The organism is Kribbella sp. NPDC050459, from assembly GCF_040655315.1.
Taxonomy (GTDB): domain Bacteria; phylum Actinomycetota; class Actinomycetes; order Propionibacteriales; family Kribbellaceae; genus Kribbella.
On sequence record NZ_JBFAJQ010000015.1, the window covers coordinates 23,241 to 35,253 of the forward strand.

The 12,013-nt window shown below is 67.8% G+C and carries 11 protein-coding genes; 7 read left to right on the forward strand and 4 right to left on the reverse strand.

Annotated features, from left to right (window positions below; genetic code table 11):
- The first annotated feature begins 24 nt into the window (after positions 1–24).
- From mmsA to araA, 7 genes are all read left to right on the forward strand, one after another.
- On the forward strand, positions 25–1,563 hold the full coding sequence (gene mmsA / locus AB0I12_RS35040) for a multiple monosaccharide ABC transporter ATP-binding protein (protein ID WP_359938234.1): 1,539 nt from the start codon (positions 25–27) through the stop codon (positions 1,561–1,563).
- On the forward strand, positions 1,560–2,810 hold the full coding sequence (mmsB, locus tag AB0I12_RS35045) for a multiple monosaccharide ABC transporter permease (RefSeq protein ID WP_359938237.1): 1,251 nt from the start codon (positions 1,560–1,562) through the stop codon (positions 2,808–2,810). The genes mmsA and mmsB overlap by 4 nt, the downstream gene beginning before the upstream one ends.
- 12 nt (positions 2,811–2,822) lie before the next feature.
- Complete coding sequence (locus AB0I12_RS35050; protein ID WP_359938240.1) at positions 2,823–3,890, forward strand: LacI family DNA-binding transcriptional regulator; 1,068 nt, start codon at positions 2,823–2,825, stop codon at positions 3,888–3,890.
- A gap of 64 nt (positions 3,891–3,954) precedes the next feature.
- Positions 3,955–4,938 carry a LacI family DNA-binding transcriptional regulator gene (locus tag AB0I12_RS35055; RefSeq protein ID WP_359938243.1) on the forward strand — a complete coding sequence of 328 codons (984 nt, stop codon included), beginning with the start codon at positions 3,955–3,957 and terminating at the stop codon, positions 4,936–4,938.
- Positions 4,939–5,056: 118 nt separating this feature from the next.
- Positions 5,057–6,721, forward strand: coding sequence for a ribulokinase (gene araB / locus AB0I12_RS35060; RefSeq protein ID WP_359938246.1), 1,665 nt, complete (start codon positions 5,057–5,059; stop codon positions 6,719–6,721).
- Positions 6,718–7,395 (forward strand): L-ribulose-5-phosphate 4-epimerase, encoded by a 678-nt coding sequence (locus AB0I12_RS35065; protein WP_359938249.1) that lies wholly within the window; start codon positions 6,718–6,720, stop codon positions 7,393–7,395. The genes araB and AB0I12_RS35065 overlap by 4 nt, the downstream gene beginning before the upstream one ends.
- Before the next feature lie 14 nt (positions 7,396–7,409).
- Positions 7,410–8,927: an L-arabinose isomerase gene (araA, locus tag AB0I12_RS35070; RefSeq protein WP_359938252.1), complete on the forward strand. Its 1,518-nt coding sequence runs from the start codon at positions 7,410–7,412 to the stop codon at positions 8,925–8,927.
- A 221-nt stretch (positions 8,928–9,148) separates the two neighbouring features.
- Here araA and AB0I12_RS35075 read toward each other — a convergent pair whose 3' ends face one another.
- The 4 genes from AB0I12_RS35075 to AB0I12_RS35090 all read right to left on the reverse strand — a co-directional run bounded on the left by AB0I12_RS35075 (position 9,149) and on the right by AB0I12_RS35090 (position 12,013).
- On the reverse strand, positions 9,149–9,838 hold the full coding sequence (locus tag AB0I12_RS35075) for a hypothetical protein (protein ID WP_359938255.1): 690 nt from the start codon (positions 9,836–9,838) through the stop codon (positions 9,149–9,151).
- 215 nt (positions 9,839–10,053) lie between these two features.
- Entirely contained in the window at positions 10,054–10,911 is an 858-nt protein-coding gene (locus tag AB0I12_RS35080; RefSeq protein ID WP_359938258.1) for a hypothetical protein, read from the reverse strand.
- 128 nt (positions 10,912–11,039) lie between these two features.
- Positions 11,040–11,387, reverse strand: a complete 348-nt coding sequence (locus tag AB0I12_RS35085; RefSeq protein WP_359938261.1) for a nucleotide pyrophosphohydrolase — start codon at positions 11,385–11,387, stop codon at positions 11,040–11,042.
- A 140-nt stretch (positions 11,388–11,527) separates the two neighbouring features.
- Positions 11,528–12,013, reverse strand: coding sequence for a hypothetical protein (locus AB0I12_RS35090; RefSeq protein WP_359938264.1), 486 nt, complete (start codon positions 12,011–12,013; stop codon positions 11,528–11,530).

The following is a 12,013-nucleotide window of genomic DNA, read 5'->3' on the forward strand; positions in this document are numbered from 1 at the left end:
CGGTCTGATCGCGAAGGAGGATGTATGAACGACGTGCTGCTCGAGATGCGCGGAATCACCAAGAGTTTCCCCGGTGTCAAGGCTCTCGAGGACGTCTCGCTCGCAGTACGGCGTGGGGAGATCCACGCGATCTGTGGAGAGAACGGCGCCGGCAAGTCGACTCTGATGAAGGTGCTGTCCGGCGTCTACCCGACCGGGAGCTACGACGGCGAGATCAGGCTCGACGGCAAGGCTGTCCACTTCGCAGGCATCCGGGACAGCGAAGCCGTCGGCGTCGTCATCATCCATCAGGAACTCGCACTGGTGCCGTACCTGTCGATCGCGGAGAACATCTTTCTCGGCAACGAGCGCCGCGGGCGCGGCGGGCTGATCGACTGGAACCGCACCAACGCCGACGCCCGCGAACTGCTGGCCTCGGTCGGATTGGACGAGAACCCGGTCTCGCCGGTGATCCAGCTCGGCGTCGGCAAGCAGCAGTTGGTCGAGATCGCGAAGGCGTTGTCGAAGGACGTCCGGTTGCTGATTCTCGACGAGCCGACTGCCGCACTCAACGACATCGACTCGGCACACCTGCTCGACCTGCTGCGGCGGCTGCGGGACCGCGGGATCACCTGCATCATGATCTCCCACAAGCTGAGCGAGATCACCGCGATCGCCGACTCGACCACGGTGATCCGCGACGGACGGACGGTCGAGACGCTGGACATGGCGTCGGGGGAGGTCACCCAGGAGCGGATCATCCGCGGGATGGTCGGCCGTGACCTGGAGAGCTTCTACCCGGACCGGGTGTCGGAGCCGGGGGCCGAAGTGCTGCGGATCGAGGACTGGACGGTGTGGCATCCGGTCCAGCCGCGGAAGGTCGTCGACGGCGCTTCGCTGAACGTGCGCGCCGGTGAGGTCGTCGGCATCGCCGGCCTGATGGGTGCGGGACGCACCGAACTCGCGATGAGCGTCTTCGGGCGCTCGTACGGACGCAATATCAGCGGCCGGCTGTTCGTCCACGGCAAGCAGGTGCGGGCCCGGACGGTGGCCGAGGCGATCTCCAACGGCATCGCCTACGCCACCGAGGATCGCAAGCGGTACGGCCTGAACCTGATCGCCGACGTCCGCGCCAACGTCTCGGCCGCCGCGCTCGGCAAACTGGCCCGGGCCGGCTGGGTCAACGGCAACGAGGAGATCAAGGTCGCCGAGCAGGGCCGGCGCGACATGAACATCAAGACGCGCACCGTGCTGGACACGGTCGGCACCCTGTCCGGCGGCAACCAGCAGAAGGTCGTGCTGTCGAAGTGGCTCTTCACAGATCCGGACGTGCTGATCCTGGACGAGCCCACGCGCGGTATCGACGTCGGAGCCAAGTTCGAGATCTACACCATCATCAACCGGCTCGTCGCCCAGGGGAAGGCGGTCGTCGTCATCTCCTCCGAACTGCCCGAACTGCTCGGGATGTGCGACCGGATCTACACCTTGTCGGCCGGACAGATCACCGGCGAGTTGCCGGTGGACCAGGCGACCCAGGAAAACCTCATGGCGCTCATGACGAAGGAGAAGGAGCTCGCCGGATGACCAGCACCAAACCGTCCGTGCCAACGGAACAGGCATCAGCAGAGAGCGCCTCCGCCGCCGCGCTGCACGTCGGCACCAACGATCCGCTCACCCTGATCATGCGCAACCTGCGGCAGAGCGGCATCTACATCGCGTTCGTCGTGATCGTGGCGCTGTTCGCCTCCCTGACTGACGGTGTCCTGCTCAGCCCGGGCAACATCACCAACATCGTGCTGCAGTACTCCTACATCCTGGTGCTGGCGATCGGCATGGTGATCCTGATCATCGCCGGCCACATCGACCTGTCGGTCGGGTCGATCGTCGCGTTGACGGGCGCGGTCTCCGCCGTACTGGTCATCCAGCACGGACAGCCGTGGTGGATCGGCATGGTGGCAGCGATGGCGGTAGGCACCGCGGTCGGTGCCTGGCAGGGCTTCTGGGTGGCCTACGTCGGCATGCCGGCGTTCATCGTGACGCTGGCCGGAATGTTGCTGTTCCGTGGCCTGACGTTGCAGGTGCTGGACAACGTCTCGTTGTCGCCGTTCCCGGCCGAGTACCAGAAGGTCGCGAGCGGTTTCCTGAACGGCCTGATCGGCGGGCAGGGCTATGACGCGTTCACGCTGCTGATCGGTGCGGTCGCCGTCGCCGGGTACGCGGTCGGCGTGTTCCGCACCCGGCTGGCCCGGATCCGCTACGAGCAGCCCGTGGAGTCGTTCCCGCTTTTCGTCACCCGCGTGCTGGTCGTCGCCGCGATCGTCATGTACTTCGCCTGGCAGCTTGCCCACGCGCGCGGACTGCCGATCGTCCTGATCATTCTGGCCGTCCTGGTGATCGCCTACGGGCTGATGACGAAGAACACGGTCTTCGGCCGCCAGGTCTACGCGATCGGCGGCAACCTGTCGGCCGCGATGCTGTCCGGTGTGAAGGTCCGCAAGGTCAACTTCTGGATCTTCGTCAACATGGGCTTCCTGGCCGGTGTCGCCGGCGTCATCTACTCGTCCCGGTCCAACGGCGCCCAGCCCGCTGCCGGCAACATGTTCGAACTCGACGCGATCGCGGCGGCGTTCATCGGCGGCGCAGCCGTCGCGGGTGGCGTCGGCACCGTGGTCGGCGCGATGGTCGGCGGCCTGATCATGGCCGTCATGAGCAACGGTATGCAGTTGATGGGTGTCGACCAGTCGACCCAGTCCGTGGTGAAGGGCCTGGTGCTGCTGCTGGCCGTTGCCTTCGACATCTACAACAAGCGCCGCGCCGGCGCCGCACGCTGACGAAGGAGCCCAATGGATCGCCCCGTAGTGGGAGCAGCGGATCTCGGGGCGACCCGCTCCCTCGGTATGTCGGACGTCGCCGCACGCGCCGGCGTGTCGCACCAGACGGTGTCGAGGGTCGTCAACGGTGCGCCGAACGTGGCGGCGGCGACCCGTCAGCGAGTGCTGGAGGCGATTGCCGAGCTCGGCTACCGCCCCAACAGTGCCGCCCGGGCCCTGGTGACCGGGTCGTCCCGCACGATCGGGCTCGCGATCGCCAACATCAGCCAGTACGGACCCGCGCAAACCCTGCTCGGTCTGGAACACGCTGCCCGCGAGGCCGGCTACTTCCTCACTGTCTCGGTGCTCGACGACGACAGCGCCGGCAACCTGATCGAGGCCGTCGAGCGACTGTCGACGCAGTCCGTCGACGCGATCGTTGCGCTGAGCACCTATGAAGGCGCGGTCCGCGCCCTGCCCGACGTGAGTCCAAGGGTGCCGCTGATCACCGTCCAGGCTGAGCGGGGCGGGCAGGACCTCGCGGTCTGGGTCGACCAGGAGATCGGCGCCGCACTCGCTACCAGGCACTTGCTCGACCTCGGCCACCGCACTGTTCATCACGTGCGAGGCCCGGCCAACGCACTCGAGGCGGACGCCCGGGAGCGCCGCTGGCGGATCGAGCTCGAGTCGGCCGGCGCCACTGTTCCCGTTGTGCTGCATGGTGACTGGTGGCCACCGTCCGGTTACCTCGCCGGTCGCGAGCTCATCGCACGCCGACGTGGGGGAGAGGAGGCGACCGCTGTCTTCGTCGCCAACGACCAGATGGCGCTGGGGCTGCTCAGCGCCTTCGACGAAGCCAAGATCCGGGTGCCCGACGACGTCAGCGTGGTCGGATTCGACGACGTCCCCGAGGCGCCGTACTACGCGCCGCCCTTGACGACGATTCGGCAGGACTTCGCCGAGCTGGGCCGCCGCGTCGTCCAGGCCGCCCTCGCCCGCATCAGCGGTACGTCGTTCCGGCCCGCTCCGGTGCCACCGCACCTGCTGGTCCGCAGTACCACCGCTCCGCCTCCCGAATCACACACGTGCCCCCGGATGTAGGGGGTCCGGCACCTAGTATTTCCCTATGGCGAGAGTGAGCGAGGGGCTTGGACGAGCTCCGAGCATGACGGATGTGGCCGCCGCGGCCGGCGTCTCGCATCAGACCGTGTCCCGGGTGCTGAACGGATCGGAGCTGGTTCGGGACGAGACGCGCGCCCGGGTGCTGGCGGCGATCACCGAGTTGGGCTACCGGCGCAACAACGCGGCCCGGCTCCTTGCGACGAACAAGTCGCACCGTATCGGCATGATCTCCGCGTACCTGGTTCTGCACGGTCCGGGCATGATTGCCGTGTCGGTGCAGGACGCCGGCCACAAGGCGGGGTACGACGTCTCTCTTGTCGCCGTCGACGACTTCTCGGTGCAGTCACTCCGCGAGGCGGTCGATCGCCTGCTCGACGAGGCGGTCGAAGCGATCGTCGTGGCCGTCGCCCATCGCGAGGCACTCAAGCAGGTCAGGTCGCTCGACGTTCCCGTCCCCATGATCGTCGTCCAGGGGGTGAGCGAGGGGCAGCGGATGGCGGTCGGAATCGACCAGGAGGCGGGTGCCCGCCTGGCGGTGGAGCATTTGCTCGATCTCGGCCACCGTCATGTCGCCCATGTCGCCGGACCGCTGGAGTGGGTGGAAGCCGGCCAGCGGCGTGCGGGCTGGCAACGTGCGCACGAGCATCGGCATGTTCTGCCGGGACCGGAGGTGTTCGGCGACTGGTCGCCGGGAAGCGGGTACGAGGCTGGTCTGCGGATCGCCGAGGATCCCGACGTGACGGCGGTCTTCGTGGCCAACGACGGTATGGCCATGGGGCTGGTGTACGCCCTGCACGAGAAGGGTCGCGACGTTCCGGGCGAGATCAGTGTTGTCGGGTTCGACAACGTGCCCGAGGCGCCGTACCTCTGGCCGGCCCTGACGACGGTCAACCAGGAGTTCTCCCTGCTCGGGCGGCGCGCTGTCGAGCTGACCTTGCGGGCGCTGGCCGGGGAGGCCGATCCGTCGACGCAGCTGATCCGGCCGACGTTGGTCCTCCGCAACTCCACGGCCGCTCCGCGGCATTGAGAAGTTAGCGCTAACAGTAGCTGTCCACATCCGCCCGGTCGTCCTTGACAACGTAGAATGTTAGCGTTCACACTCTCGTCACCGATGCTGGCCCTGCACATCGAAGAGGAACATCGCAATGAGCCCTGAAGAGCAGTACGTCGTCGGAGTCGACTTCGGCACGCTGTCGGGTCGTGCCGTCGTCGTCCGCGTGTCCGACGGCGCCGAGCTCGGCACGGCCGTTCACGAGTACGCGCACGGCGTGGTCGACGACCGGTTGCCGGCGAGTGGTGCCGGACTGCCGCCGGAGTGGGCGCTCCAGGTTCCCGCCGACTACCGGGACGTGCTGAAGTCCGCTGTTCCGGCGGCGATCGCGGCGTCCGGGGTCGACCCGGCGCGGGTGATCGGAGTCGCGACGGACTTCACCGCGTGCACGATGGTCCCGTGCCTGGCCGGCGGTACGCCGCTGAACGAGGTCGACGGACTCGCGGACCGCCCGCACGCCTACGTGAAGTTGTGGAAGCATCACGCCGCGCAGCCGCAGGCCGACCGGATCAACGAGCTCGCGCGCGAGCGCGGCGAGGACTGGCTGCCCCGCTACGGCGGGCTGATCTCGTCGGAGTGGGAGTTCGCCAAGGCGCTGCAGCTGTTCGAGGAGGATCGTCCGCTCTACGACCGGATGGATCACTGGGTCGAGGCGGCCGACTGGATCGTGTGGCAGTTGTGCGGGCGTTATGTTCGCAACGCGTGCACCGCGGGTTACAAGGGCATTCTGCAGGACGGCCACTACCCGTCGACGGACTTCCTCGAAGGGCTCGCGGCCGGCTTCGGCGGCTTCGTCGCCGACAAACTGGAACATCCGATCGGTCAGCTGGGCTCCGCGGCCGGCACGTTGACAGCCGAGGCAGCGGCGTGGACCGGGCTGCCGGAGGGTATCGCGGTTGCCGTCGGGAACGTTGACGCGCACGTGACCGCACCGGCGGCGCAGGCCGTGGATCCGGGGCAGATGGTCGCCATCATGGGTACGTCGACCTGCCATGTGATGAACGCGGACACGCTTCGTGAGGTGCCCGGTATGTGCGGCGTCGTCGATGGCGGCATCGTCTCTGGCCTCTGGGGGTACGAGGCCGGCCAGAGCGGCGTCGGCGACATCTTCGGCTGGTACGTCGACAACGCCGTACCGCCGTCGTACCACGAAGCCGCGGCCGCCGCGGGCGAGTCGCTGCACGAGCACCTCACGAGGCTCGCGGCCGGTCAGGCAGTGGCCGAGCACGGACTGGTCGCACTCGACTGGCACAGCGGGAACCGGTCGGTGCTCGTCGACCATGAGCTCTCCGGGTCGATCGTGGGCCAGACGCTCGCGACGCGCCCCGAGGACGGCTACCGGGCGTTGCTCGAGGCAACCGCGTTCGGCACCCGCGTCATCGTCGAGACGTTCGCGAGCAGCGGCGTACCGGTGGAGGAGCTGATCATCGCCGGCGGGCTGGCGAAGAACGCGCTGCTGATGCAGATCTACGCCGACGTGACCAGGCTTCCGCTCTCGATCATCGATTCCGAGCAAGGCCCGGCGCTGGGTTCGGCGATCCACGCGGCGGTTGCCGCGGGCGCCTATCCGGATGTTCCGACGGCGGCCAAGAGCATGGGCAAGGTCCGGCGCGGCGTCTACCTCCCGGACGAGGAGCGGGCCAGGGCCTACGACCAGCTGTTCGAGCTGTATCTCGAGTTGCACGAGTACTTCGGGCGTCATACGCGCCTCATGCGGAAACTGAAGTCCATCCGGCGCGCTGCGGTGGAGTCCCGATGAGCGCGGTCGCGGACGTCGCCGCCACAATCACCCGGCTGCGGGCCGAGGTGTGTCAGTTGCACGCGCACCTGCCGGCCTACGGGCTGGTGGTGTGGACGGCGGGCAACGTCTCGGCGCGGGTTCCCGGTCACGACCTGATGGTGATCAAACCGAGCGGCGTCGCGTACGACGAGCTGACGCCCGAGAACATGGTCGTCTGCGACCTCGACGGCAAGGTCGTCGAGGGTGAGCACGCGCCGTCGTCCGACACCGAGGCGCAGGCGTATGTGTACCGGGAGCTGCCGGACGTCGGCGGTGTGGTGCACACGCATTCGCCGTACGCCGTCGCCTGGGCCGCACGCGGTGAGTCGATCCCGTGCGTCACGACGATGTGCGCCGACGAGTTCGGCGGCCCGATCCCGGTCGGGCCGTTCGCGATCATCGGCGACGACTCGATCGGCCGCGGCATCGTCGAGACGCTGCGCGGCTCGCGTTCGCCCGCCGTCCTGATGCAGAGCCACGGGGTGTTCACCATCGGGCCGACCGCCAAGGCGGCCGTCAAGGCGGCCGTGATGTGCGAGGACGTCGCCCGGTCGGTGCACCTCGCCCGGCAGCTCGGTGACCCGATCCCCATCGAGCAGTCGTACGTCGACCAGCTCTTCGACCGCTACCAGAACGTCTACGGACAGCGATGACTTGGAAGGACCACATGTCTGTGAACACCACCGAGACCGCTCGCGAGGTTTGGTTCCTGACCGGCAGCCAAGGCCTGTACGGCCCGGGTACTCTCGAGCAGGTCGCCGATCAGTCTCAGGCGGTGGCCAAGCGTCTCGCGGACGCCGGCCTGCCGGTGCAGATCGTGTGGAAGCCGGTGCTGCTCGACGCCGGAGCGATCCGCACGCAGATGCTCGAGGCGAACAGCGCGCCGGAGTGCGTCGGCGTGATCGCGTGGATGCATACCTTCTCGCCGGCGAAGATGTGGATCGCCGGCCTCGACGCACTCCGCAAGCCGCTGCTGCACCTGCACACGCAGGCCAATATCGCGTTGCCGTGGGCAACGATTGACATGGACTTCATGAACCTCAACCAGGCCGCGCACGGCGACCGGGAGTTCGGCTACATCCAGTCCCGGCTGCGAGTCCCGCGCAAGACCGTCGCCGGGCACGTCGAGTCGGCGGCCGTGCAGGAGCGGGTCGGGCACTGGGCCCGCGCGGCGCTCGGCGTCGCCGAACTCCGGTCGCTCAAGCTCGCGCGTTTCGGCGACAACATGCGCGACGTCGCCGTGACCGAGGGAGACAAGGTCGAGGCGCAGTTGCGGTTCGGCGTCTCGGTCAACACCTACAGCGTCAACGAGCTCGTCGCCGCGGTCGACAGCGTCGGCGACGACGAAGTCTCCGCCCTGGTGCAGGAGTACGCCGACACGTACGCCGTCGTACCCGAACTGCTTCCGGCCGGGGATCGGCACGAGTCGCTGCGCTACGGCGCGCGGATCGAGCTGGGGATGCGGTCGTTCCTGGCCGGCGGCGGGTTCAAGGCGTTCACCTCGAACTTCGAGGACCTGGGCGGGCTCCGCCAGTTGCCGGGTCTGGCCGTGCAGCGGCTGATGGCCGACGGCTACGGCTTCGGCGGCGAAGGCGACTGGAAGACGTCGGTGCTGCTGCGTGCCAGCAAGGCGATGGCCGCGGGGCTTCCGGGCGGTACGTCGTTCATGGAGGACTACACGTACCACCTGGTGCCGGGGGAGGAGAAGATCCTCGGCGCCCACATGCTCGAGGTGTGCCCGTCACTTACGTCGGCCCGCCCGTCGCTGGAAATCCACCCGCTGTCCATCGGCGGCCGCGAAGACCCGGTCCGGCTGCGCTTCACCTCCGACCCCGGGGACGGCATCGTGGTCGGGATCTCGGATCTGGGCGACCGCTTCCGGCTCACGGCCAACGTCGTCCACGTCGTCGAACCGGACGAGGCGTTGCCGCGGCTGCCGGTCGCCTGTGCGGTCTGGAAGCCCGAGCCGTCCCTGGCCACCTCGGCCGAGTCGTGGCTGACGGCGGGCGGACCTCATCACACCGTCCTGTCGACGGCTCTCGACCGCGAGGTCTACGAAGATTTCGCCGACATGCTGTCCGTCGAGCTGGCCGTCATCGACGCATCGACGACCGTACGGGAGTTCCAGCGTGAGCTGCACTGGAACGACGTCTACCACCGGATCAGCACAGCCGGCTCCCGCTGACGTCCCCTGCACGACACAGATTTGCTGCGACACCAAGGTGGAACCAGCACTCCCTGAGCCACCAGGTGGCTCAGGGAGTCCTGGGTGATCTCGTGGATCCGCGGCCGTCGCACGCACACCGCGGAGCAACTGGATTGCCGAAGGGCTGCGCGCGCTCGCGGCGGGCGGTCCTGAGGCGGTCCGGATCGAGGCGCTCGCGCAGGCTCCCACCCACGCCCGGGCTAGCGGAGTCGGCGTTGGCGGGCGCGTTGGCGCCACTCCTCGGTGTGGTCGTGGGCGCCTCGGCCGATGTGTGTGGTGAGGTCGCCGATCAAGGGTTGGGCGGACAGGCGGAAGGTCTCTCTTGTGCCGAAATGTGCCATGAAGGCATGCGGCTCGGTGCGTAGGTGGCTGCACAGGTCGATGACTTGTTTCTCGGCCCTGGCGACCTTGTCGAAGCGCGCCTCGACGACCTGCACGACGCCGGCGCTGAGTCGTAGATGCCCGTCCAGTCGGTCGAGTCCTGGCGCGGTGAGTCCGATCTTGAGGAAGCGGCGGCCGCGGGCCTGGAATCGCAGCAGGTACAGCAGGGCGGGGGCAGCAGGGTCTCGTACGGGCGACCGTCTCCAGGGTTCTCCGCCGCAGTAGTAGCAGAGGGGCGGTGCGCCCTCGCCCGTCTTCGGGTCGGTTCGGCGGAACTGCCAAGCCGGGACGATCGCGCCGCAGTCGTCATGCCGGTACCAGACAGACGACGCGTACTCGGCTCGCCCACCGGTATTGAGTAGGTGGTGGCGTGCGTAGGCGACGTGCTGGAAGCCCGCGGCTGCTTCCTCTGCACGACGCTGAGCCAGCAGGCCGGCCAGGAAGTGGTCGACAGGAATCTCGCGAATGTCGCACTCGAAGCACGGCCGTCGTTGGGCGCGGTGCACCATGACACGATCGCCGCAGACTGTGCAGGTCAGCAGATCGACCGGAAATCCGTCGATCTGGCGGGCTCGGATGCCGCGCGTGCAGTTTCGGCAGTACGACCTGCAGGGATCGATGCGGCGGCAGCAGGCCACGGACGGTACGCCGCGCCCGCAACCGGGGCACGTCGGCAGCTGTCCTTCGGCCACTCTGCTCCTGTCTGACTGCTACGGCTGCGAGGTCATCCTCGTCCGGTTAGTTGCCTTGTCCCTGCCATTGCCTGGGCGAGAGTCTCCGAGCTTTGGAGTTGGTCGAGCAGGACCCACAGTCTGGAGGCTCGATAGGACGCACCGTTCATGATCGGCTCGAACGGCGGGAGCCGCGGGCCGAGCTCGTACACGGCGTGTGGGCGGACGGTGTCTTCGGTCGCTGGGATGTCCGGCCACCGGTCCAGCAGGCTCGGCACGACGTCTGCCTTGACCACACGGTGGATGCGATGAACGGCACCCTGCCACCGGAAGGCCATGAAGTTGGGCGGCTCGGTCGGCCACCCGCCGATGCCGTACGGGTGGAAATACCGCAGATCCTCTGTTACGTACTGGCTGAAGGTGTACCTTCCTCCACCGCCCGGTCTCTCGTTGTTGAGGACGACGCAGTACGTCCAACTGTCCGACACCGATCGCACGTGTATCACTCCGTGGAGATAGGTCGAGAACTGATCGAGCCAGGCTCGGGCCTGCCCGCGCTCGAGGCGGCGACTCTCGTCGACCTTGTCGAGTACGTCGCGCCATGGCAAGTGCAGCACCGGAACGCCATCCACCTGGGCTGGAAGTTGGGTGGCTGCCAGCGCGTGGCTTGCCTGTGAGAGCGTGACGAGCGCGCCGCCTCCCCGTGCCGTGATCCGTGGTGCGTAACTGGCCAGCTGCTCGAACGACGGTAACAGCCAGCCGCGTTTGGCTTCGATGATCACTGCCGCGCCTGGGAACGTCAGTTCGAGGTCCGTGCGGCCCACGTCGCCGCGAACCTCCAGCGCGGCGGCGATCTCGCTCGGGTCCAGGTCGCCGCTCGACGGCCAGACCTGCCCGAGCAGTGCCTTCATCAAGGCCGGCGAACGGGAGAGTGTGAATCCGAGCGCGGCGGTCAGATCGTTCTCGTCGTAGCCGAGGAGATCGAACACCGCCGCGACCGGGGATCCATGCCGAGTCAGCTCAACCATGTGGTGTGCCTTCAGATCTTTTCCGGGGCCTGGCCGTGGAACTGGGTGGTGGGGAAGCGGGTTGAGGAACTGGTCAGTTTGCGGGAGGCGGCGTCGGCGAGGTCGATGTTCAGGACGTCGGCGAGGCGGATGAGGTAGATGAGGACGTCGGCCAGTTCTTCGCCGGCTCGGGTGTGGAGGGGGTCCTCGTGGGCGCGGGTGGCCGCGGTGTCGGCGGGGAGCCACTGGAAGAGTTCGGAGAGTTCGCCAACCTCGCCGACGAGGGCGAGGATCAGGGACTTGGGGTCGTGGAACTTGGCCCAGTCGCGTTCCTCGGTGAAGACGCGGATGCGGTCTCGGAGCTCGATCAGATCGGACACGCCGCGAGCATGACACGGATCGTGGTGCGTCTGCTCAGTAGGTAAAGTCGGGCGCGCGGCCCGACGGGCTTCCGCTGAGCGACAGCGCTCGCAGGACATGCCCCCACCCGCACGACCTTGATTCGTGCTGCCTGGGGACTTCACTCGTGACGCTGTTCCGCCAATCCGGTGCCGGGTTCGTGATGCTTACGCTCGAGCAGCAGTTCGCCTTGAGGATCGCTGAGCAGATGCACTTCCATACCGGTCGCCGGGCGGCGCCGGCAGAGGTCAGGTCGTGGGAGCGGAGTCTGCCGGTGCTGGCTCAGGACCTCGAGCAGGCCGGGCTCAGCAAGGTCGAGGTGCTCGTCGAACACCACCTCCCGCTGACGTCGAAGCGCGCCGATGTCGTGCTTGCGGGCCGCCATCCACGCACAGGCGGACCGTCGTACGTCGTCGTCGAACTCAAGCAGCGGAGTCGGGCGGCCGCCTGGGACGAGGACCGGGAGCTCGTCCTGATCGACGGGTACCCGAACGCGCCGCGTCTGCACCCGGTCGCGCAGGTGCGGGGGTACTGCGAGTACCTGGCCGACTTCGCCAAGTTCCTCGACGGTCAGCCGGACGCTGTCGCGGGTGCGGCGTATCTGCAC